The organism is Streptomyces thermoalcalitolerans (assembly GCF_039525155.1).
GTDB classification, from domain to species: Bacteria; Actinomycetota; Actinomycetes; order Streptomycetales; family Streptomycetaceae; genus Streptomyces; species Streptomyces thermovulgaris.
This window is the reverse complement of sequence record NZ_BAAAHG010000003.1, coordinates 203,951-227,074: the sequence shown is the minus strand read 5'-3', so window position 1 is coordinate 227,074 and position 23,124 is coordinate 203,951. Positions and strand designations below refer to the sequence as shown.

At 69.9% G+C, this 23,124-nt stretch carries 17 protein-coding genes and 1 tRNA gene; 8 read left to right on the top strand and 10 right to left on the bottom strand.

Annotated elements, in window-relative coordinates; all coding sequences use genetic code 11:
- Both ABD224_RS03790 and pyk read left to right on the top strand, forming a co-directional pair.
- Nucleotides 1–723: an SIMPL domain-containing protein gene (locus ABD224_RS03790; RefSeq protein ID WP_344046709.1), complete on the top strand. Its 723-nt coding sequence runs from the start codon at nt 1–3 to the stop codon at nt 721–723.
- Between the two features lie 167 nt (nt 724–890).
- A complete protein-coding gene (pyk, locus tag ABD224_RS03785; RefSeq protein ID WP_344046707.1) occupies nt 891–2,336 on the top strand; it encodes a pyruvate kinase in 1,446 nt (481 codons plus the stop codon).
- 19 nt (nt 2,337–2,355) lie between these two features.
- Here the strand turns inward: pyk and ABD224_RS03780 are convergent.
- Nucleotides 2,356–2,428 (bottom strand) — tRNA-Leu (locus tag ABD224_RS03780).
- A 104-nt stretch (nt 2,429–2,532) separates the two neighbouring features.
- On the opposite strand from ABD224_RS03780, the gene ABD224_RS03775 reads away from it, so the two are divergent.
- Nucleotides 2,533–3,204, top strand: coding sequence for an ANTAR domain-containing response regulator (locus ABD224_RS03775; protein ID WP_344046705.1), 672 nt, complete (start codon nt 2,533–2,535; stop codon nt 3,202–3,204).
- 166 nt (nt 3,205–3,370) lie between these two features.
- On the opposite strand, the gene ABD224_RS03770 is transcribed toward ABD224_RS03775, so the two are convergent.
- The 8 genes from ABD224_RS03770 to ABD224_RS03735 form a co-directional block, all read right to left on the bottom strand.
- On the bottom strand, nt 3,371–4,087 hold the full coding sequence (locus tag ABD224_RS03770) for an ABC transporter ATP-binding protein (protein ID WP_344046703.1): 717 nt from the start codon (nt 4,085–4,087) through the stop codon (nt 3,371–3,373).
- Complete coding sequence (locus tag ABD224_RS03765; protein ID WP_344046701.1) at nt 4,084–5,088, bottom strand: ABC transporter ATP-binding protein; 1,005 nt, start codon at nt 5,086–5,088, stop codon at nt 4,084–4,086. The genes ABD224_RS03770 and ABD224_RS03765 overlap by 4 nt, the downstream gene beginning before the upstream one ends.
- 3 nt (nt 5,089–5,091) lie before the next feature.
- On the bottom strand, nt 5,092–6,918 hold the full coding sequence (locus tag ABD224_RS03760) for a branched-chain amino acid ABC transporter permease (protein WP_344046699.1): 1,827 nt from the start codon (nt 6,916–6,918) through the stop codon (nt 5,092–5,094).
- Between the two features lie 5 nt (nt 6,919–6,923).
- Complete coding sequence (locus ABD224_RS03755; protein ID WP_344046697.1) at nt 6,924–7,856, bottom strand: branched-chain amino acid ABC transporter permease; 933 nt, start codon at nt 7,854–7,856, stop codon at nt 6,924–6,926.
- 107 nt (nt 7,857–7,963) lie between these two features.
- Nucleotides 7,964–9,193: a branched-chain amino acid ABC transporter substrate-binding protein gene (locus ABD224_RS03750; RefSeq protein ID WP_344046695.1), complete on the bottom strand. Its 1,230-nt coding sequence runs from the start codon at nt 9,191–9,193 to the stop codon at nt 7,964–7,966.
- Nucleotides 9,194–9,481: 288 nt separating this feature from the next.
- On the bottom strand, nt 9,482–10,108 hold the full coding sequence (locus tag ABD224_RS03745; protein WP_344046745.1) for a Tat pathway signal sequence domain protein: 627 nt from the start codon (nt 10,106–10,108) through the stop codon (nt 9,482–9,484).
- A 161-nt stretch (nt 10,109–10,269) separates the two neighbouring features.
- Nucleotides 10,270–10,764, bottom strand: coding sequence for a PaaI family thioesterase (locus ABD224_RS03740; RefSeq protein ID WP_344046693.1), 495 nt, complete (start codon nt 10,762–10,764; stop codon nt 10,270–10,272).
- A gap of 61 nt (nt 10,765–10,825) precedes the next feature.
- Nucleotides 10,826–13,108 (bottom strand): FdhF/YdeP family oxidoreductase, encoded by a 2,283-nt coding sequence (locus tag ABD224_RS03735; RefSeq protein WP_344046691.1) that lies wholly within the window; start codon nt 13,106–13,108, stop codon nt 10,826–10,828.
- A gap of 236 nt (nt 13,109–13,344) precedes the next feature.
- Between ABD224_RS03735 and polA the strand changes: the two genes are divergently transcribed.
- Nucleotides 13,345–16,071, top strand: coding sequence for a DNA polymerase I (polA, locus tag ABD224_RS03730; protein ID WP_344046689.1), 2,727 nt, complete (start codon nt 13,345–13,347; stop codon nt 16,069–16,071).
- A gap of 583 nt (nt 16,072–16,654) precedes the next feature.
- Nucleotides 16,655–18,448: a lytic transglycosylase domain-containing protein gene (locus ABD224_RS03725; protein ID WP_344046687.1), complete on the top strand. Its 1,794-nt coding sequence runs from the start codon at nt 16,655–16,657 to the stop codon at nt 18,446–18,448.
- A 117-nt stretch (nt 18,449–18,565) separates the two neighbouring features.
- Here ABD224_RS03725 and ABD224_RS03720 read toward each other — a convergent pair whose 3' ends face one another.
- Entirely contained in the window at nt 18,566–19,393 is an 828-nt protein-coding gene (locus ABD224_RS03720) for a class I SAM-dependent methyltransferase (protein WP_344046743.1), read from the bottom strand.
- Between the two features lie 348 nt (nt 19,394–19,741).
- Here ABD224_RS03720 and rpsA point away from each other — a divergent pair, with 348 nt between their 5' ends.
- The 3 genes from rpsA to ABD224_RS03705 all read left to right on the top strand — a co-directional run bounded on the left by rpsA (nt 19,742) and on the right by ABD224_RS03705 (nt 23,124).
- Complete coding sequence (rpsA, locus tag ABD224_RS03715; RefSeq protein WP_344046685.1) at nt 19,742–21,232, top strand: 30S ribosomal protein S1; 1,491 nt, start codon at nt 19,742–19,744, stop codon at nt 21,230–21,232.
- Between the two features lie 386 nt (nt 21,233–21,618).
- Nucleotides 21,619–22,119 carry a hypothetical protein gene (locus ABD224_RS03710; RefSeq protein ID WP_344046683.1) on the top strand — a complete coding sequence of 167 codons (501 nt, stop codon included), beginning with the start codon at nt 21,619–21,621 and terminating at the stop codon, nt 22,117–22,119.
- A gap of 66 nt (nt 22,120–22,185) precedes the next feature.
- On the top strand, nt 22,186–23,124 hold the full coding sequence (locus tag ABD224_RS03705; protein ID WP_344046681.1) for a proteasome assembly chaperone family protein: 939 nt from the start codon (nt 22,186–22,188) through the stop codon (nt 23,122–23,124).

The window sequence follows — 23,124 nt, the reverse complement described above, 5'->3', positions numbered from 1 at the left end:
ATGGCAACAGCTTCCACACCAGGACCCGACCTCGCCCTCCCCTACGGCACCCCCGACGCGCCCCGTATCGCCGTCCGCGGCGAGGCCCGCCTCGAAGTCGACCCCGAGATCGCCCGTATCGGCATCACCGTCGCCGCCCGCGGCAAGGACCGCCGTTCCGCCCTCGACGACCTCACCCGCCGCAACGCCGACGTCATCGACCTCGTCAAGTCCTATGGCCAGGCCGTCGAACGCCTGGAGACCGGCGCCTTCTCCATCACCCCGGAACTCACCCGGCACGGCCGCGGCGAACGCATCCGCACCTATTACGGCACCGTCCATCTCACCGCCGTGCTCTCCGACTTCACCGCCCTGGGCGAACTCACCACCCGACTGGCCGACTTGGAACTCACCCGGGTGGACGGACCCTGGTGGGCCCTGCGTCCCGACTCACCCGCCCACCGGCAGGCGCGGCAGCAGGCCGTACGCGAAGCCGTCCAACGGGCCAGGGAGTACGCCGAGGCGCTCGGCACCACGCTCACCTCTCTCATCGAGATCGCCGACATCGGCGCGGACGTGCCCTCCCAGCCCTGTCCGCCGGTCCCCGGCGCCGCGCGGGCGACGGGGCTCTACGGCGCACCCGGCGCGCAGAACGAGGCCGCACCCCTGGATCTGGAACCCAAACGGCAGCACGTATATGCGCAACTCAACGCGCGATTCACGATGGCACCGCCCACACTGTAGTCAGAACACCGTCCCACGCTGTTCGACAACCGTCCGGAATCCCTCCAGAACTCCTTTCATGTCCCTTCGGCATTTATTCAACATTTATTCAGCATCCCTTCGCTCAAAGGTTGTTGAGCGGTCGCGTCGCACCGCGGCACACCACTTGGTAAGGCATGGGCCCCATCATGCGCCGAGCAAAGATCGTCTGTACCCTCGGACCCGCCACGGACACATACGACCGGATCGAAGCTCTGGTCGACGCCGGAATGGACGTCGCCCGGTTCAATCTGAGCCATGGCGACCGCGCCGAACACGAGGAGCGCTACCGGCATGTGCGCAAGGCCGCCGAGCGGACCGGGCGCAGTGTCGGAATTCTCGCCGACCTCCAGGGGCCGAAGATCCGGCTCGGCCGTTTCCGTGAAGGGCCGGTGCTTCTCGAGCGCGGCGACACCTTCACCATCACCGTGGAGGAGGGAGTCGAGGGCGACCGTCATCTCTGCGGCACCACCCACGCCGGCCTCGCGGACGACGTCGCCCCCGGCGAACGCATCCTCGTCGACGACGGCAGAGTCTGCCTCGAGGTGACCTCGGTCGACGGTCCCCGGGTCCGCACCAGGGTGATCGAGGGTGGGGTGATCTCCGATCACAAGGGCCTGAACCTTCCCGGGGTCGCCGTCTCCGTCCCCGCCCTGACCAAGAAGGACGAGGACGACCTGCGCTGGGCGCTGCGCACCGGCTTCGACGTCATCGCCCTGTCGTTCGTCCGCAGCGGCCGGGACGTCCTCGACGTCCACCGTGTCATGGACGACGAGGGCCGCCGTCTCCCGGTCATCGCCAAGATCGAGAAACCCCAGGCGGTCGAGGCCCTGGAGGACATCGTCTCCGCCTTCGACGGCATCATGGTCGCCCGCGGCGACCTGGGCGTGGAGATGCCGCTGGAGCAGGTCCCCATCGTCCAGAAGCGGGCGATCAAACTGGCCAGGCGCAACGCCAAACCGGTGATCGTCGCCACCCAGATGCTCGACTCGATGATCGGCAGCTCCCGCCCGACCCGCGCGGAGGCCTCCGACGTGGCCAACGCGGTGATCGACGGTACGGACGCGGTGATGCTCTCGGGCGAGACCAGCGTGGGCAGGTACCCGGTGCAGACGGTGCGGACGATGGCCCGGATCATCACGGCGGCCGAGGACGACCTCCTCGCCAGGGGACTGCAGCCCCTGGTCGAACACGACAAGCCCCGCACCCAGGGGGGCGCCGTCGCCCGTGCCGCCGCGGAGATCGGCGATTTTCTCGGCGCCTCATTCCTGGTCGCCTTCACCCAGTCGGGTGATACGGCCCGCCGTCTCTCCCGCTACCGTTCCCCGATCCCGCTCCTGGCCTTCACCCCGGAGCCGTCCACCCGCTCCCGGCTCAGCGCGACCTGGGGCGTGGAGACATTCCTGGGCCCGCGCGTCGACTCGACCGACGCGATGGTCGAGCAGGTCGACGAACTCCTGCTGAGAAGCGGCCGCTGCGAGAAAGGCGATGTGGTGGTCATCACAGCCGGCTCACCGCCCGGCGTGTCCGGCTCCACCAACCTGGTCCGGGTCCACCGCATCGGGGAGGACGACACCCTCCAGGGGAACCGGTGACCTTGGACTCGGAGGAAAGTACCCCGGGTCGGATTCGAACCGACGCTGGATGGTGTTTGAGACCATTGCCTCTACCGCTGGGCTACCGGGGCCCCTTCGAAACGAAGATCGACGGTCACCCGCCGTGCCCCCACCTTACCGCAGCTCGGTACGCTCTTGAGAGCAGTATCTTCCTCTCCGGAACAAGGAGCGCCCCGTGACCGCCGAGCCACCTCAGCCCGTAGACGTGTCCGACGACAAGTCGCACAGGCCTCCGCTGACCACACGGGTCGTCATCGCCGAGGACGAGGCGCTGATCCGGCTGGACCTCAAGGAGATGCTGGAGGAGGAAGGGTACCGGGTCGTCGGGGAGGCCGGGGACGGGGAGCGGGCCGTGGAGCTGGCCCGGGAGCACCGGCCCGACCTGGTGATCCTCGACGTGAAGATGCCCAAGCTCGACGGCATCTCGGCGGCGGAGCGGATCGCCGGGGAGCGGATCGCGCCGGTGCTGATGCTGACCGCGTTCTCGCAGCGGGAGCTCGTGGAGCGCGCGCGGGACGCCGGTGCGATGGCCTATCTGGTCAAGCCCTTCAACAAGGGCGATGTCGTCCCGGCGATCGAGATGGCCGTGTCGCGGTTCACGGAGCTGAAGGAGCTGGAGAAGGAGGTCGCGGACCTCTCCCAGCGGCTGGAGACCCGCAAGCTGGTCGATCGTGCCAAGTCGGTGCTGCAGACGGAGTACGGGCTGAACGAGCCGGCGGCGTTCCGCTGGATCCAGAAGACGTCGATGGACCGCCGTATGTCGATGCGGCAGGTCGCGGAGGCGATCCTTCAGGACAGCGAGGAGCGGAAGGCCGCGAAGAGCGCCGCCAAGCCCGACAAGGGCTGAGCCGGACGAGGCACGACGGGAAACGACGAAGCACACCGAAGCACACCGAAGCACACCGAGGCACGCCGGGAAACGACAAGGCACGACGAGGAACGGGGAAAGGGCCCGCGCCCCTTGGGGGACGCGGGCCCTTGTCCTGTCGTGCGGCCTTCTGGCCCTGGATTCCTCAGTCCTCGCCCAGGTACGCCTTGCGGACCGATTCGTCGTGCAGCAGCTCCTGGCCGGTGCCGGAGAGGACGATGTTGCCGACCTCCATGACATAGCCCCGGTCGGCCAGGGAGAGGGCGGCCTGGGCGTTCTGCTCGACGAGCAGAATGGTGGTGCCCTGGGCCTTCAGCTCGGCGATGGTCGCCATGATCTTCTGCATCATGATCGGGGAGAGACCCATGGAGGGCTCGTCGAGCATGAGCAGTTTGGGCTGGGACATCAGGGCCCGGCCCATGGCGAGCATCTGCTGTTCACCGCCGGAGAGGGTGCCCGCAGCCTGCTTTCTGCGCTCTCCCAGGATGGGGAAGAGGTCGTAGGCGCGCTGGATGTCCTTCTCGATGCCGCTTTTGTCCTTGCGGAGGAAGGCACCGAGCAGAAGGTTGTCCTCGATGGTCATCCGGGGGAAGATGTGCCGCCCCTCGGGGGAGTGGGCGAGCCCCAGGGAGACGATCTGGTGGGCGGGGACCTTCTTCAGCGACTTGCCGTTGAACCTGATCTGCCCGCCGACCGGCTTGAGCAGCCCGGACAGGGTGCGCAGGGTGGTGGTCTTGCCGGCGCCGTTGGTGCCGATGAGGGTGACGATCTGGCCGGCCTCGACGGTGAAGGAGATGCCCTTGACGGCCTGGATCTTGCCGTAGGCGACGCGGAGGTCCTCGACTTCGAGCAGTGCGGTCATCGGTCGTTCTCCTTGCCGGGCGCGGCGTCCGTCGTGCTCTTGCCCGACGCGGCGTCCGTGGTGTTCTCGGCGCTCTCGGCCTGTGCTTCCGTCTTCGCCTCGGCCTCGGCGCTCTCGGCCTGTGCTTCCGCCTTCGCATGGGCCTCGGCGCTCTCCACCTCGGCGACCTCCTCGGCGCCGGGGGCGCCCTCGAAGGGCTCACCGAGGTAGGCGGCGATGACGCGTTCGTCGCGCTGGACGGTGACGCTGTCGCCCTCGATGAGCTTCTCGCCCTGGACGAGCACGGCGACACGGTCGCAGAGGTTCATGATGAACCGCATGTCGTGCTCGATGACGAGGATGGCGATGCCCATGTCCCGGATTTTGAAGACCAGCTCCTCGGTGGCGCGGGTCTCCTGCGGGTTCATGCCGGCGGTGGGCTCGTCCAGGAGCAGCAGGCCGGGCTCGCTGGCCAGCGCGCGGGCGATCTCGAGCTTGCGCTGCTCGCCGTAGGGCAGATTGCGCGAGAGGTGGTCGGCCTTGTGGGCCAGACCGACGAACTCGAGGAGTTCCATGGCGCGGGCGCGGGAGGCGGCTTCGGCCCGGTGGAAGCCGGGGCCGCGCAGCAGGGCGGACCAGAGCCCTTCCTTGGTGCGGGTGTGCCGGCCGACGAGCACGTTCTCCAGCACCGTCATGTTGGCGAACAGACGGATGTTCTGGAAGGTGCGGGCGATGCCGGCCGCGGTGACCTTGAAGGGCTTGGGCGGCAGGACCTTGCCCTTGTAGCGGACCTCGCCCTCGGTGGGGACGTAGAGCCCGGTCAGGCAGTTGAAGAAGGTGGTCTTGCCGGCGCCGTTGGGGCCGATGAGTCCGACGATCTCGCCGCTGTTCACGGTGAGGTCGACTCCGCGTACGGCGGTGAGGCCGCCGAAGCGCATGGTGACGCCGCGGGCGTCGAGGATGGGCTCGCCGGGGGTGGTGGCGTCGGGCGTGGTGCCCTTGGTGGTGGTGTCGGTTGTCATGGATCAGACCCCTGCCTTGCTGAGGACTGCGGGCGCTTCCGTGTCCTCGTGGAACTCGAGCTGGCGGCGCCGGTTGGCGATCAGGCCCTCCGGGCGGAAGCGCATCAGCAGGACGAGTGCGAGACCGAAGGCCAGGAGCTGGTAGTCGCCGAGGAACTGGAGCTTGGCCGGGATGAGGTAGAGCAGGGCCGCGCCGACGAGCGGGCCGCTGATGGTGCCCATGCCGCCGAGGACGACCGCGGCGAGCAGGAAGGCGGAGTTGGGCGGGACGACGTGCGCGAACATGTACTGCTCGGGGGTGACGGTGTAGGTGACGTGGGCCTGGACGGTGCCGGCGAGGCCCGCGAGCGTGGCGCCGAGAGCGAAGGCGATGAGCTTGACGCGGAAGCCGTTGATGCCCATGGCGCGGGCGGCGGTCTCGTCCTCGCGGACGGCGATCCAGGCACGGCCGATGCGGGAGTCGCTGCTGCGTCGGAAGACCACGACGACGATCAGCGTGATGAGCAGCATCAGCAGGAAGTAGTTGGCGAACCGGGCGATGGTGAACCCGAGGATGGTGTGCTCCTGGCCGAAGTCGAAGCCGAAGAGCTTGAGGTTGGGGATCGAGGAGATGCCGTTGGAGCCGTTGGTGATGTCGGGCCCGGAGGTTCCGTCGGTGTTGAGGACGGCGATGCGGAAGATCTCGCCGAAGCCGAGGGTGACGATGGCGAGGTAGTCGCCGTGGAGGCGAAGGGTGGGGGCACCGATGACGACGCCGAAGACCATGGCGACCACGGCACCGATGATGGCGCTGGCCCAGAAGGGAAGATGGACGTCGAAGGGACTGGAGGGACTTCCGGAGACCATCGCGGCGGTGTAGGCGCCGACGCCGAGGAAGGCGACGTATCCGAGGTCGAGGAGGCCGGCGAGACCGACGACGACGTTGAGGCCGAGTGCGACCGTGGCGAAGATCAGGATGTAGACGCCGATGGTGGCGTACTGGTCGTCGGACTGGGTGAAGGGGAAGGCGGCGGCCGCGACGAAGGCGCCGATCATGGTGACCGTGCTGTGCCTGGCGGTGATCGTGGCGATACGGCCGATCAGTCCTGCCTTGGCCAGAGCGGCGAAGCCGAAGCCCGCGGTGATGAGGAAGCCGATGAAGAGTTCGTCGTACTCGGTGCCGATGCCGTAGGTGAAGACGGTGAGGCCGACGGCGAGGACGGCGACGATGATCAGGATTTCGGCGTAGGCGGGGAGTTTGCGGGCGGGGGCGCTGTCGCCGCTGGCGAGAGCGGCCCTGAACACGGCGACCTGGTGACGCGCGTTGTGGCGGAACCGGTCCCAGCCCGTGCCGTCGGCGTCGTGCTGGTCGGCTTCCGGCCGCTCGAACGGCAGGGAGAACGCGCCGAGCACGGCGGCAAGGGTGACGACGGCCACCACCCAGCCGCCGGGTTCGAGGTTGACGAGCCCGCCGAGCTTGGCGCTGATGGCGATGACGGTGTACCAGGCGGTGGCGAAGGTGCCCAGGGCGGCGAGTTTGATGGCGCTGTCGGCGCCCGCCGGGGCCAGCCAGCGCAGTCCCTTGACGCCGTAGGAGGCGAGGCCGAAGAGAGCGGTGAGAGCGCCGCCGATCAGGACGAGTACTTGGAGGCCGCCGGGGTAACCATAGACGGTGAGGTCGCCGGGGAAGGCGGAGGTCCAGGTCCAGGCGAGGAAGGTGGAGGCGACAGCGAGGGCACCGCCGGCGGTGGCGAGGGCGCGGCCGATGTTCTCGGGGATGCCGATGAGGCCCTTGGGGGCTGCGGCGGTGGTGGTGCTGGGGGTGTTGCTTGCTGCGGTCTGTGTGGTCATCGGTGTCACGCCCTGTCCGCGACTCGCTCGCCGAGCAGACCCTGAGGCCTGAACAGGAGCACGAGGATGAGGAGTACGAAGGCCCAGACGTCGGCCCAGGACTGGCTGCCGAACTGGTGCATTCCGGGAATGTCGGCAACGTAGGCGGTGGCCAGGGTTTCGGCGATGCCGAGGGCGAGACCGCCGATCATGGCTCCGTAGATGTTGCCGATGCCTCCGAGGACGGCGGCGGTGAAGGCCTTGAGGCCGAGGATGAAGCCCATGCGGAACTGGACCTGGCCGTACTTGAGGCCGTAGGCGACGGCCCCGACGGCGGCGAAGGCGGCACCGAGGGCGAAGGCGATCACGATGATGCGATCGGTGTTGATGCCCATGAGTTTGGCGGTGTCGGGATCCTGGGCGGTGGCCTGCATACCGCGTCCGGTGCGGGTCCTCATGACGAAGTAGGCGAGGATGGCCATGCTGATGGGGGCGACGACGAAGAGGAAGATGTCGCCGGTCTGGATGGTGACGCTGCCGATCTCGAAGGGACCGCCCTCGATCTGCGGGAAGTTGAGGGAGTCCTCACCGCCGGGGTACCAGGCCCAGACGGCCTGCTGAAGGGCGAGGGAGAGGCCGATGGCGGTGATGAGGGGGGCAAGGCGCGGTGCGCCGCGCAGGGGACGGTAGGCGAATCGTTCCGCTCCGATGGCGGTCAGCACGGAGACGATGATGGCTCCGAGGAGCATCAGCGGAAGCGCCACCCACATGGATGTGCCGTCGGGCAGCACATAGAGATAGACGGTGAGGGCGCCGAAGCCTCCCACCATGAAGATCTCGCCGTGGGCGAAGTTGATGAGCTGGACGATGCCGTAGACCATGGTGTAGCCAATGGCGACCAGCCCGTACATGGATCCCAGTAGCAGGCCGTTGACCAGCTGCTGCGGCAGTTCGTTCACCGCATGTCCTCCGAGACGTTCGGAAAGTTCGACGGATGGGCCGTAAGTGAGTACGCGCGGGGCGCCAGTGGTACGGCGCCCCGCGCGACGTGGTGGTGCAATCCGGGTCAGCCGGTGTAGGTGCCGGACTTCACGGGCTTCCAGGCACCCTCCTGGACGGAGTAGACGGTGAGCTGCTTGTTCGTGGCGTCACCGAACTCGTCGAAGGAAACCTTGCCGGTCACTCCGTCGAAGGAGACGTTCTGCATGGCGGCGGTGACCTTCTCGCGGGCGTCGTCGGGGAGCTTGCCGCCGTTGTCCTCGACCACCTTCTTGACGGCCTCGATGATGGCCCAGGCCGAGTCGTAGGAGTAACCGCCGTAGGCCTCGTAGGCCTCCTTGTAACCGGCGGCCTTGTAGTTGGCGATGAACTCCTTGGCCGAGGGGAGTTCCTCGACCGGGGCGCCGACGGAGGTGGCGAAGTCGCCGTTGCCGGCGGCGCCGGCGAGCTTGATGAAGTCGCCGCTGTAGATGCCGTCACCGCCGATGAGGGGAACCTTGGCGCCGGCGGCCTTGATCTGCTTGCTGAGCGGGCCGGCCTGCGGGTACTCGCCGCCGTAGTACACCACGTCGGCGCCGGAGTTCTTGACCTTGGTGGCGACCGCGGAGAAGTCCTTGGTCTCGGGGTTGATGTGGTCGGTGCCGACGACCTTGCCACCGAGCTTCTTGAACTCCGCGGTGAAGGTGGAGGCAAGGCCGGCGCCGTAGGTCTTCTTGTCGTCGATGACGAAGACCTTGCGCTTCTTGGCCTCGTTGTACATGTACTGCGCGGCGAACGGGCCCTGGATGGCGTCGGTGGTCGCAGTACGGAAGTACGACTTGTAGGGGCGGCTCTTGCTCTTCTGCCAGTTCACGCCCTGGGAGAGCGCGGGGTTGGTGTTGGCAGGCGAGACCTGGACCAGCTTCGCGTCGTCGAAGACCTTCTGCATGGACTCGGCGACGGAGGAGTTGAGGGGGCCGACGACGCCGAGGACGCTCTTGTCGGCGACGAACTTGGTGGCGTTCTGCTGACCCGAGGAGGGCTGCGCCTGGTCGTCGAGGGCCTCGATCTTGAAGGTGACGCCCTTGACGTAGTTCTGCTTGTTCGCGGTCTTGGCGGCCAGGTCGACGGAGTTCTTGATACCGAGACCCAGTGCGGACAGGTCGCCCGTCAGCGGGGCGTCGACGCCGATGGTGACGATGGTGCCGCCGCTGCCGGAGTCCGAACCCTTGTCCCCGCCCCGCGATCCGCAGGCGGTAAGGGTGAGTGCTCCCGCTGCCAGTGCGGCGGTGATGGCGATGAGCGAACGTTGACGCACGATCAGTCCTTTCCCTGGCACGGCCACTCCCCCCTGGAAGAGGCCGAGTCAAGCGCCGGTCCGAAGATCTTTCCTGACCGCGCCGTGACTGGGCGTGACTCTAAGCGCGGGCGGGGAATGTGGAGGAGAGTCTGAGCCATGCTGTGATGCTCTTGTTATGACCCGACGTAATGCGGACCGGCGCCGCATGGGTGGAACAGTGGAATTCAGGCCGATTCGCCCTGTCCGGATTCTGAGAACCCGCAGGATGGGCGGCGATGGATTCAGGTGTCTCAGATGTTTTGGTGATTACCTGGAATCGTTGTCACACGCCGCCCGAAGGGCCTCGGAGAGGCTCTGTGCGTAGCGCGGGCCGAGGATGAAACTGTGCACTTGGATTGCGCGCGCGTTACGCAGTGTTACATCCAGGAAAGGGAGCCCGGCGCTCTCCGGGGCCTTCTTGCACTCCCTTATATGCATGGTGATGACAACTTTTTGGGCGGTTCCCGCCTTTGTGCGGAAAGGGGGCCGGGGCTCGGAGGTGACGGAGAGTCCCGCGTACGGCTGGCTGACACGGGTCACCGTCACGGGCGGGCCGGAGCGCACACCGACCAGCACCGCGAAGCTGAAGCTCCTGGGCCCGGCGTCGCGGGGCGGCGTGGCCACCGCGTCCAGGTAGGAGATGTCGGTGACTTGGGAGGGATAGGGCGGGGCGGAGGGCGCGGGCGGCGAGGGGCGCTCACGGGTGGCGTAGAGGTAACTGCCGCTCGCGAGAAGGAGGATGAGCGTGGCGGCCGTGAGGACGGCGCGGCGGTGCCGCCGGTACGCCCGCGCGAGGGGGCCGTACGCCCAGGGGATGCGGGGCGGGCCGGCGGCACCGGGCGCGTCCCACGCGTGCGTGCCCTCGCCCGGTTCGAGCGGCCCGATGCCGCTCATCGCGACGGCCTCGCCGGTGCCGTCGGTGGTGCGGTGCCCCGATCCGGGCCGGGGCCGGGGCACTTGTGCCCCCGGCCGGGGGACTTCTTCCGTTGTCATGCCATGACGCTAGGGCCGGCCGGATCCGGGGGCAACGGCCGGGACGCGGGAGGCCCGGCGGCTCAGCCGGCCGCAGGGGGGTCGACGGGGACGCCCTCGCCCGGCTTCGCATCGCGCAGCATGCAGGTCAGGCGGGCGCTGCACACACGCCGCCCCTCCTCGTCGCTGATGGCGATCTCGTACGTCGCCGTCGAGCGCCCCCGGTGGACGGGCGTGGCCACGCCCGTGACCAGACCCGAGCGGACCCCGCGGTGGTGGGTGCAGTTCAGGTCGACACCGACGGCGATCTTGGAGCTGCCGCCGTGCAGCATGGCGCCGACGGAGCCCAGGGTCTCGGCGAGAACGGCGGAGGCGCCGCCGTGCAGCAGGCCGTAGGGCTGGGTGTTGCCCTCCACCGGCATGGTGCCGACGACACGGTCGGCGGACGCCTCCAGGATCTGCACGCCCATGCGGGTGCCCAGATGCCCGGCGGAGAACAGGGCCGGCAGGTCTATGCCGAGGGCGGCGTACTCGTCGAGGACTTCCTGAGGAAACTTCACCTGGTGCTGCTCGCCCATGGCGTACGGCTCCGTTCGTCGTTGATCGGCGTCGCTGATCGGCTCCTGACTGAGCGAACGCTCAGTCGGCCGTCGATTGTTCCAGACGCACCACGACGGACTTGCTGGCCGGGGTGTTGCTGATGTCCGCGGTGGCGTCCAGCGGCACCAGGACGTTGGTCTCCGGGTAGTACGCGGCCGCGCACCCGCGCGCGGTCGGATAGTGCACGACCCGGAAGCCGGGCGCCCGCCGCTCCACGCCGTCCTTCCACTCGCCGACCAGATCCACGTAGGACCCGTCGGCGACGCCCAGCGCCCGTGCGTCCTCGGGGTTGACCAGCACCACCCGCCGGCCGTTCCGGATCCCGCGGTAGCGGTCGTCCAGGCCGTAGATGGTGGTGTTGTACTGGTCGTGCGAGCGCAGTGTCTGCAGCAGCAGCCGGCCCTCGGGCACCTCGGGGTACTCCACGGGCGCGGCGGTGAAGTGGGCCTTGCCGGTGGCCGTGGGGAAGCGGCGCTCGTCGCGCGGGGCGTGCGGCAGCGCGAAGCCCTTCCCGGGATGGGCCACGCGCGCGTTGAAGTCCTCGAAGCCGGGGATCACACGGGCGATGCGGTCGCGGATCGCGGCGTAGTCCTTCTCGAACTCCTCCCACGGCACCACGCTGTTCTCGCCCAGCACCCGGCGGGCCAGCCGGCACACGATGGCCGGCTCCGACTTCAGGTGGGGGCTCGCGGGCTCGAGCCGGCCGCGGGAGGCGTGCACCATGCCCATGGAGTCCTCGACGGTGACGAACTGCTCGCCGCCGGCCTGCACATCGCGCTCGGTGCGGCCCAGCGTCGGCAGGATCAGGGCACGCGCGCCCGTGACGACATGCGAACGGTTGAGCTTGGTCGACACATGCACGGTCAGCCGGGCACGGCGCATGGCCGCCTCGGTGACCTCGGTGTCGGGGGAGGCGGCCACGAAGTTGCCGCCCATGGCGAAGAACACCTTGGCCTCGCCGTCGCGCAGGGCGCGGATGGCCCGGACGACGTCGTAGCCGGGCTTGCGCGGCGGGGTGAAGCCGAACTCCTTCTCCAGGGCGTCCAGAAAGGCGGGGGAGGGCCGTTCGACGATGCCCATGGTGCGGTCGCCCTGCACATTGGAGTGACCGCGCACCGGGCACACGCCCGCCCCCGGACGTCCGATGTTGCCGCGCAGCAGCAGGAAGTTGACGATTTCCCGGATGGTCGGCACGGAGTGCTTGTGCTGGGTCAGGCCCATCGCCCAGCACACGATGATGCGCCGGGAGGCGAGCACCATGCGCAGCGCCTCCTCGATCCGTTCGCGGGACAGGCCGGTCGCGGCGAGCGTCCGGTCCCAGTCGGCGGCGCGGGCGGCGGCGGCGAACTCCTCGTACCCATGGGTGTGCTGCCGGACGAACTCCTCGTCGACCGCGCCCTCGGTCTCGAGGATCAGCTTGTTGAGGAGACGGAAGAGTGCCTGGTCGCCGCCGATGCGGATCTGCAGGAACAGGTCGGTGAGCGCGGAGCCCCTGAGGACGCCCTGCGGGGTCTGCGGGTTCTTGAAGCGTTCCAGACCGGCCTCGGGCAGCGGATTGATGCTGATGATCCGCGCGCCGGCGGCCTTGGCCTTCTCCAGGGCGGAGAGCATCCGCGGATGGTTGGTCCCCGGGTTCTGCCCGGCCACGATGATCAGGTCGGCCCGGTACAGGTCCTCCAGCAGCACGCTGCCCTTGCCGACGCCGATCGTCTCCGCCAGGGCCCGGCCGGAGGACTCGTGGCACAGGTTGGAGCAGTCGGGCAGGTTGTTGGTGCCGAGCTCGCGGGCGAAGAGCTGGTAGAGGAACGCGGCCTCGTTGCTGGTGCGGCCGGAGGTGTAGAAGACGGCCTCGTCGGGGGAGCCGAGGGCGGAGATCTCCTCGGCGATGATGTCGAAGGCCCGCTCCCAGCTGACCGGCTCGTAGTGATCGGCGCCCTCGGGCAGGTACATCGGGTGGGTGAGCCGCCCCTGCTGCCCCAGCCAGTACCCGCTCTTTCCCGCCAGCTCGGACACGGGGTGCGCGGCGAAGAACTCCGGGGTGACCCGGCGCAGGGTGGCCTCCTCGGCGATCGCCTTCGCCCCGTTCTCGCAGAACTCCGCCGTGTGCCGCCGCTCCGGCTCCGGCCACGCGCACCCCGGGCAGTCGAAACCGTCCTCCTGGTTGACCCGCAGCAGGGTCAACGCGGTCCGCCGCACGCCCATCTGACGCCGCGCCGCCCGCAGGGTGTGCCCGATGGCGGGCAGCCCCGCCGCCGCGTGCTCCGGCGCGGCGACCTTCGGCGCATCCTGGACGGGATCCCCCTTCGGAGCCTTCGCCACCATCGCACGCTTCCCTTCGATCGCGCGTACCGAGGACCGCGCACGATTTTTCCACGCTCCCCTTCTTCTTCGAAGGGCGTCGCGAGGAGCGTCGTGAGGGCGTTGTGAGGGCGTTGTGAGAGGATCCGCCGTCCCCGGCGGCGGGGAGCCGGGACGGACGGAGGGGCGGGCAGGCCCCGCGGCCCCGCCGTCCACGGGGCGGACGCCGGGTGTCGGTGGTCCGTGGCAGGATCGGGGACGTGGCAGATACAGCATCGAAGAAGACCGACAGCACCCCTGGCGGCAGCCGTCCGCGGCTGTTGCTCATGGACGGACACTCGCTGGCCTACCGCGCGTTCTTCGCGCTGCCCGCGGAGAACTTCACGACCGCGACCGGGCAGCCGACGAACGCGATCTACGGCTTCGCGTCGATGCTGGCCAACACGCTGCGTGACGAGGAGCCGACGCACTTCGCGGTGGCGTTCGACGTGTCCCGCAGGACATGGCGCTCGGAGGAGTTCCCCGAGTACAAGGCGAACCGTTCCAAGACCCCGGACGAGTTCAAGGGGCAGGTCGAGCTGATCTGCGAGCTGCTCGACGCGATGCACGTCGCCCGCTTCGCCGTCGAGGGGTACGAGGCGGACGACGTGATCGCCACCCTCGCCACCCAGGCCGAGGCCGAGGGCTTCGAGGTGCTGATCGTCACCGGCGACCGGGACTCCTTCCAGCTGGTCAGCGAGCACACCACGGTGCTGTATCCCACGAAGGGGGTCTCCGAGCTGACCCGGTTCACCCCGGAGAAGGTCGCCGAGAAGTACGGGCTGACGCCGGCCCAGTACCCGGACTTCGCCGCCCTGCGCGGCGACCCCTCCGACAACCTGCCCGGCATCCCCGGCGTGGGCGAGAAGACGGCCACGAAGTGGATCAAGCAGTTCGGCTCCCTCGCCCGGCTCATCGAGCGCGCCGACGAGGTCAAGGGCAAGGTCGGACAGAACCTGCGCGACCACCTGGAGTCCGTCAGGCTCAACCGCCGCCTGACCGAGCTGGAGCGGAACGTCGAGCTGCCCAAGGCGGTCACCGACCTCGTGCGCACGCCGTACGACCGCAAGGCCGTCGCGATGGTCCTGGACACCCTGGAGATCCGCAACCCCTCCCTGCGCGAGCGTCTCTTCGCGGTCGACCCGGGCGCCGAGGAGGCCGAGACCACCCCGATCGCCGCGGACGGCGTGCAGCTGGACGGCAGCGTGCTCGGCACCGGAGAGCTGGCGCCCTGGCTCGCCGAGCACGGCACACAGCCCCTCGGTGTCGCCACCGTCCACACCTGGGCGCTGGGCACGGGCTCCGTCGCCGAGATCGCGCTCGCCACGCCCGGCGGAGCCGCCGCCTGGTTCGACCCCTCCCAGCTGGACGAGGCCGACGAGACCGCGTTCGCCGACTGGCTGGCCGACACCGGCCGGCCCAAGGTCTTCCACGACGCCAAGAGCGCGATGCGGGTCTTCGCCGAGCACGGCTGGCGCATCGAGGGCGTCACCATGGACACCGCGCTCGCCGCCTACCTGGTCAAGCCGGGTCGTCGCTCCTTCGACCTGGACGCCCTGTCCCTGGAGTACCTGCACCGCGAGCTCGCCCCCGCCGCCGCGGCCGACGGCCAGCTCGCCTTCGGCGTGGACGAGGGCGCCGAGGCCGAGAACCTGATGATCCAGGCCCGCACCATCCTCGACCTGGGCGAGGCCTTCGAGGAGCGCCTGCGGGAGGTCGGCGCGGCGGAGCTGCTGCGCGACGTGGAGCTGCCCGTCTCCGCCCTGCTCGCCCGCATGGAGCGGCACGGCATCGCCGCCGACCGCGCCCACCTCGAGGCGATGGAGCAGATGTTCGCCGGCGCGGTGCAGCAGGCCGTGAAGGAGGCGCACGCGGCGGCCGGCCACGAGTTCAACCTCGGCTCGCCCAAGCAGCTCCAGGAAGTCCTCTTCGGCGAGCTCGGCCTGCCCAAGACCAAGAGGACCAAGACGGGCTACACCACCGACGCCGACGCCCTGGCCTGGCTCGCCACGCAGACGGACAACGAGCTTCCGGTGATCATGCTCCGCCACCGGGAGCAGGCCAAGCTCCGCGTCACCGTCGAGGGCCTGATCAAGACCATCGCGGCGGACGGCCGTATCCACACGACCTTCAACCAGACGGTCGCCACGACCGGCCGTCTGTCCTCCACCGAGCCCAACCTGCAGAACATCCCCGTGCGCACCGACGAGGGCCGGGCCATCCGCCGCGGCTTCGTCGTCGGGGAGGGCTTCGAGTCGCTGATGACCGCCGACTACAGCCAGATCGAGATGCGGGTGATGGCCCATCTGTCCGAGGACGAGGGCCTGATCGAGGCGTTCACCTCCGGCGAGGACCTCCACACCACGGCCGCCTCCCAGGTCTTCGGCGTCGACCGCTCGGCCGTGGACCCGGAGATGCGCCGCAAGATCAAGGCCATGTCGTACGGCCTGGCCTACGGGCTGTCGGCCTTCGGCCTCTCCCAGCAGCTGAAGATCGAGCCGGCCGAGGCCCGCGCCCTGATGGACGCCTACTTCGAGCGTTTCGGCGGGGTGCGGGACTATCTGCGCCGCGTGGTCGACGAGGCACGGGCGACCGGTTACACCGAGACCCTCTTCGGCCGCCGCCGCTATCTGCCCGACCTCAACAGCGACAACCGCCAGCGCCGCGAGATGGCCGAGCGGATGGCCCTCAACGCGCCGATCCAGGGCACGGCGGCGGACATCGTCAAGATCGCCATGCTGCGCGTGGACCGCGCCCTGCGCGAGGCCGGCCTCGCCTCCCGGATGCTGCTGCAGGTCCACGACGAAATCGTCCTGGAGATCGCCCCCGGCGAGCGCGAGGCCACCGAGGAGATCGTCCGCCGCGAGATGTCCGGCGCGGTCCGGCTCAAGGTTCCCCTGGACGTCTCGGTGGGCGTCGGCCCGGACTGGGAGTCGGCGGCGCACTAGAGCCGGTCGGCACGCCGCCACGGGCCCCGGGGCCTCGCCCGCGGACCCGTGGCGGCGTGCCGGAGCCCCGCCCCGGGCGCCCATCGGGGCTCGGCGTCGTGGCCCCCCGCGGGGGGCCCTCAAGGCCTCCCCGCGCGGCCGGACCCGTCACTCCCGTGGCCCTCGCGGAAACGCAGCCGCCGCCCGTACCCACCAGGATGCGGGCATGGGTATACGCACGCTCCCTCACCGGCCGGCGGTGATCCGGGCATACACCGGCAGCCCGCCGCCGGCCCCGCCACCGCACCGGGACACGGCATCGGCACCGGCCGACCTCGCCCCGCCCCGCCCTGCCCCGTCGCCGCGCACCACGGACAGCGCGGTTGCCGCACCATCACATGGGAATGTCAACGGAACTTTCCCCCAGGGGAGTTGACGTTCCCTCTGCAGAGAGAGCCCGGCGCGGCTTCCGTGTGACACCTCACGCAGAACCTCGTGCCAATCGGTGAAAAACGGGCACGAACAGATGCTGAGGGAAAGGAAGTTGTCGTAGGGTCACCTGCACAGACGGACGCGGGGGCGTCCAATGGGAGGGGTTCACTGCATGGCGGCGCATTTCGGCAGCAGACTGCGCAAGGGAGCGGCAACCACGGCCGTGGCCGCAGCGGCGGTCGCGGCTCTCTCCGCCTCTCAGGCTCCCGGAGTCACGGTCGACGACCACGGCAGACAGTCCGCCGCCGAGGCGGTCTCCCCCGATCCGGAGGCGAACGCCGAGGGCTCCGCGACCGGCAACTCGCCGTACTACACGGAACTGCCGCCGCTCAACAGCCCCAGCCCGGCGCCCGGCACCTCCGACGGTGACTCCGGTGACACCTCCGGCGCCGGGAAGCCGAGCGAGGGCGGCATCCCGGCGACCGTCCTCGACGCCTACAAGAAGGCCGCGGCCAAGGTGCGCGCCGCCAAGCCCGGCTGCAACCTGCCCTGGCAGCTGCTCGCCGCCATCGGCAGGGTCGAGTCCGGCCACGCGCGCGGCGGCAAGGTCGACGCGAACGGCACCACGTTCTCCCCGATCCTCGGCCCGCGCCTCGACGGCAACGGCTTCGCCCGCATCCGCGACACCGACCACGGCGCGTACGACGGCGACAGCGCCTACGACCGCGCGGTCGGCCCCATGCAGTTCATCCCGTCCACCTGGGCCTGGGCGGGCCGCGACGGCAACGGGGACGGCGCAAAGGACCCCAACAACGTCTACGACGCCGCCCTCGCCGCCGGCCACTACCTGTGCCGCTTCGGCTGGGACCTGTCCAACGACGCCGACCTCGAACGCGCGATCCTCAGCTACAACAACTCGCGGGACTATCTCCACACCGTCCTGACCTGGCTGGAGTACTACCGCAAGCACAGCCACTCGGTGCCGGACGGCACGGGCCCGCTGCCGTCCCGGCGCAGCGACGGGACCACCGGGACGGGCACCGGTGCGTCGACGGGACCGTCCTCCCGTACGCCGGGTTCCGCGTCCGGAAAGCCGGCGAAGCCGGGCGGCGGCGGCACGGCGAGCCCGAAGCCGTCCAAGCCGGACAAGCCGGCCAGGCCGGACCGGCCGACCCCGCCGGCCGAGCCGACTCCGCGGCCCGCCCCGCAGGAGCCGGTCCCCGGCGGGCCCACCCTGCCGCCCACGCCCACCGACACCGTGCACCACCTCGAGGACGCGGGCACCGGCAGGCTCACCGCCATGGCCGGTGACGCGTTCCCCGAGAGGATCAGCACGCGTGCCGAGACCGAGGACGGCAAGCCGGTCGGCAAGGTCCGGGTCCGGTTCGTGATCAGCGGCGACACCGACGCCACCTTCGCCAGCGGGGAGAAGGTCGCCGTGGCCCTCACGGACGCCTCGGGCGTGGCGGTGGCACCCGTGCTCCAGGCGGGCGAGAAGACGGGCGACTTCACCGTCCACGCGGTGCTGGTCGGCCGCACGGTCCTCGGCGTCGGCTACACGGCCACCGTCACCGAGCGCGCCGCCGACACCCTCACCCGCACCTTTGACACCCCGCTCGTCTGCACGCCGGGCGGCGCGTTCGCCGACGAGGTGGAGGTCAGGGCCACCTACAAGGGCGCCGCGGCGGACCGGGTCGCGGCCACCGCCACCCTGATCACGTCGGACGACGACCCCACCGAGAACGACAGGGGCCCGTACTTCAAGGACGCCGACGGCAACCCCGTCCGCACCCTGAAGGGCCTCCGGACGGACGACAAGGGCCTGCTGAAGCTCCCCAGGCTGTACGCGGACGACACCACCGGTACGTTCCTGCTCCGCATCACCACCACCGGCGGCGCGACGCTGACGGTGAAGCTGACGGTGGAGCCGGCGGACCCGTCGCCGAGTCCGTCGGCGGCGTCGTAGCCCCGGAACAGCCCCGAAGCGGGCGGCCGGGGCCCGGGACGGGACCCGGCCCGGCACGGGCAGCTCACAGCGGCTCACGAAGGTCCCCGCCGGCGCGCCGGCCGCTCGCTCCCGTCCTCAGTCCCGTACGCAGACGAAGATCGCCGTTCCCGGGATCAGTCTCCCGCGCAGCGGCGACCAGCCGCCCCACTCGGAGGTGTTCCAGGCGGGCCACTCCGGCTCGACCAGGTCCACCAGGCGGAAACCGGAGGCCACGATGTCCCGCACCCGGTCGCCGAGGGTCCGGTGGTGCTCGACGTACACCGCGCGGCCCTCCTCGTCCTGCTCCACGTACGGCGTGCGGTCGAAGTAGGAGGCGGACACCGACAGCCCCTCCGGGCCGGGCTCGTCCGGGAACGCCCAGCGGACCGGGTGCGTCACCGAGAACACGAACCGCCCGCCCGGCCGCAGCACCCGCCGCACCTCCCGCAGCACCGTGCGCGGGTCGGCGACGAACGGCAGCGCCCCGTACGCCGAGCAGGCCAGGTCGAAGGAGCCGTCCGCGAAGGGCAGCGCGGCGGCGTCGGCGCACACCAGGGGGAACGTCCCGCCGATGCGCAGCGCGTGCTGGAGCTGGCGGTGGGACAGGTCCAGGGCGACCGGGCGCGCCCCCTGCCCGGCCAGCCAGCGGGAGCACTGCGCCGCGCCGGCGCCGACCTCCAGGACGTCCTTGCCCCTCAGCTCGTCCGGATCGCCCAGCAGCCCCGCCTCCACCTCGTCCAGGCCCTCCGGGCCCCACACGAAGCGGTCGTCGCCGAGGAACGTGCCGTGTTCGCTCTGGTACTCGTCCGCGTTGCGGTCCCACCAGCCCCGATTGGCCCTGACGCTCTCCGTGACACCCACCTCACGCCGGGTGGCGACAGGCTCGAAGACTTCAACCGCCTTGGAGATTTCAGGCTCTTGGATGATCGGCTCCCTCGTCGTACCCTTCCGTCCGGGCCGCGTGGCCACACGGGGCGCCAACCCGGGTTTTCTGCCGGGAATGGGGCGTTCTGCGCCTAATGCGCGGCTTCGCGATTGACCCTGCCCGGCTGCCCCCGTATGCTACAAGTTGCGCTGCGGGCCTGCGCGCCTCGGACGGAGCAGGCTGCGCTCGCATCTGTTGTATGTCCCCTCGGTTGTCGAGGCGCCACCAGTGGTCCGGCTGGGCTCTCGTGTGGCGCTTCCTTGGCTGTCCGGCTTCTACAGAGCGAAACGGGCTCCGGCGTAAGCAGTACCTACGACTTCAATGTCCGTACCGGAGTCCTTTTCCACATGACGAGCAGCACCGAGACCACCGCCACCACCCCCCAGGTAGCGGTCAACGACATCGGTAACGAGGAAGCTTTCCTCGCGGCGATCGACGAGACGATCAAGTACTTCAACGACGGCGACATCGTCGACGGCGTCATCGTGAAGGTCGACCGGGACGAGGTCCTGCTCGACATCGGTTACAAGACCGAAGGTGTCATCCCGAGCCGAGAGCTCTCGATCAAGCACGATGTCGACCCGAACGAGGTCGTTGCCGTCGGCGACGAGATCGAGGCTCTCGTTCTCCAGAAGGAGGACAAGGAAGGCCGCCTGATCCTCTCGAAGAAGCGCGCCCAGTACGAGCGTGCCTGGGGCACCATCGAGAAGATCAAGGAAGAGGACGGCATCGTCACCGGTACCGTCATCGAGGTCGTCAAGGGTGGTCTCATCCTCGACATCGGCCTCCGCGGCTTCCTGCCGGCCTCCCTGGTCGAGATGCGCCGGGTCCGCGATCTCCAGCCGTACGTCGGCAAGGAGCTCGAGGCCAAGATCATCGAGCTGGACAAGAACCGCAACAACGTGGTCCTCTCCCGCCGTGCCTGGCTGGAGCAGACCCAGTCCGAGGTTCGCCAGACGTTCCTCACGACCCTGCAGAAGGGGCAGGTCCGCTCCGGCGTGGTCTCTTCGATCGTCAACTTCGGTGCCTTCGTGGACCTGGGTGGCGTCGATGGTCTGGTCCACGTCTCCGAGCTCTCCTGGAAGCACATCGACCACCCGTCCGAGGTCGTCGAGGTGGGCCAGGAGGTCACCGTCGAGGTGCTCGACGTCGACATGGACCGCGAGCGGGTCTCCCTGTCGCTGAAGGCGACCCAGGAGGACCCGTGGCAGCAGTTCGCCCGTACTCACCAGATCGGCCAGGTCGTGCCCGGCAAGGTCACGAAGCTGGTTCCGTTCGGTGCGTTCGTTCGTGTGGACGAGGGCATCGAGGGTCTGGTCCACATCTCCGAGCTGGCCGAGCGCCACGTGGAGATTCCGGAGCAGGTCGTCCAGGTCAACGACGAGATCTTCGTCAAGGTCATCGACATCGACCTGGAGCGCCGTCGGATCTCGCTGTCCCTGAAGCAGGCCAACGAGGCCTTCGGCCCCGACCCGCTGGCGGTCGAGTTCGACCCGACCCTGTACGGCATGGCCGCGTCCTACGACGACCAGGGCAACTACATCTACCCCGAGGGCTTCGACCCGGAGACCAACGACTGGCTGCCGGGCTACGAGAAGCAGCGCGAGGAGTGGGAGCGCCAGTACGCCGAGGCGCAGGCCCGCTTCGAGGCGCACCAGGCGCAGGTCATCAAGTCCCGCGAGGCGGACGCCCAGGCCGCTGCCGAGGGCGGCGAGGCCGCTGCCCAGGCCGGGGCCGGCGGGTCGTACTCCTCCGAGGGCGGCGACAACTCCGGCGCGCTGGCCTCGGACGAGGCGCTGGCCGCGCTGCGGGAGAAGCTGGCGGGCGGTCAGAGCTGATCACCGGTTGCCGGTTCTAGCCGCATAGGCCGAAAGGCCGAAGAGGCCGAAAGTGCGAGGGGCCATACCTTCCGGGTATGGCCCCTCGCATGCGTGCCGGGGACGGGAAACCGGAGGACCGGAACCAGCCGTCCTTCGCGTGGCCGGCCCGCCGCGCCGGGGCACGCCGACCGGTTGCGCCGGCCGGCCGCGCTACCACGGCGGAGCCATGGAGCAGCGCGGACCCGCGCCCCCGGGGGCCTCCAGGCGGCGCACCGACATGCGCGCACTCCACCGTTGTCGGCGATGCTGACAGCGGCGATGTCAGTGGTTTTCACCCGTCTCGGGCACCACCCGTCTCGGGCACAATGACAGGGGCCAGCACGAGGTGGAAGGAGCCGGTGGAGATGGGGGTCGGGGACAGCCGGGGCGGACGCCGCGCGGCCACGCTGTCGCCGCAGCGCATCGTCGGGGCGAGCCTGGAACCGCTGGAGAAGGACGGCGCCGGCAAGTGCACCTTCCGCGCGCTCGCCACCGTCCGGACCGCTCGGCGGCCGGCCGGAACGCGGACCGTCGGCATGATCCTGGGCGCGCCGGCCGAGGCGGGCCTCGGACCCGAGCAGGCCGCGCACCCCTGCCGGGCACCGGCCGGCCTCGCCCGGTCCTGGTCGTGCAGGAGCGCCGCCTGTGCCGCCCTGGACGCACGGGCCCGCGCCGGTGACACGTCCTTCTGGGGACGCGAGCACGCCCTCGCCCCCGCGCACCGCCCTCCCCACCTCGCGGCTGCCGCGCCCTGCCTTTCGAAGACCGAGGAGTCGGACGACGGGAATTCCGCCCTCGCCCCGGACCCGATGCTCGAGGCGGCCGCGGCCCGGGCCGGGGCCGCCGGAGGGCGGACGTCGGACTGAGTGCGGGAATGTCGACACCGCGCTGCTCGTTGTGCACCTACGAACACAAGGAGGGGCGATCACACAGTGCTTGATCCGCAGGGTTTGTACGCATGGGAGCCGAAGGGTCTGGCAGTCGTCGATATGGCACTGGCCCAGGAGTCGGCCGGCCTTGTCATGCTCTACCACTTCGACGGATACATCGACGCGGGCCAGATCGGCGACCAGATCGTCGACCGGCTGCTGGACTCGCTGCCCCACCAGGTCGTGGCCCGCTTCGACCACGACCGGCTCGTGGACTACCGGGCCCGCCGCCCGCTGCTGACGTTCCAGCGCGACCGCTGGACCGACTACGAGGTGCCCCGCATCGAGCTGCACCTGCTCCAGGACACGACGGGTGCGCCGTTCCTGCTGCTGTCCGGGCCCGAGCCCGACGTGGAGTGGGAGCGTTTCGTGGCGGCCGTACGGCAGATGGTGGAGCGGCTGGGCGTACGCCTCTCGGTGAACTTCCACGGCATCCCCATGGGCGTCCCGCACACCCGCCCGGTGGGCCTGACCCCGCACGGCAACCGCAGTGACCTCGTACCGGGCCACCCCAGCCCCTTCGAGGAGGCGCAGGTGCCGAGCAGTGCGGAGGCGCTGCTGGAGTACCGCCTGATGCAGGCCGGGCACGATGTGCTGGGCCTGGCCGCGCACGTGCCGCACTACATCGCCCGCTCCCCGTACCCGGACGCGGCACTGACGGTCCTGGAGGCGATCACCTCGGCGACCGGCCTGGTCCTGCCGACCGTGGCCCACTCCCTGCGCACCGCCGCCCGGCGTACGCAGACCGAGATCGACCGGCAGATCCGTGAGGGCGACGAGGAGCTGACGGCTCTCGTCCAGGGGCTCGAGCACCAGTACGACGCGGCGGCGGGTGCGCAGACCCGGGGCAACATGCTCGCCGAGCCGGTCGACATCCCCACGGCGGAGGAGATCGGCCGTCAGTTCGAACGCTTCCTGGCGGAGCGGGAGGGCGAAGCCTGA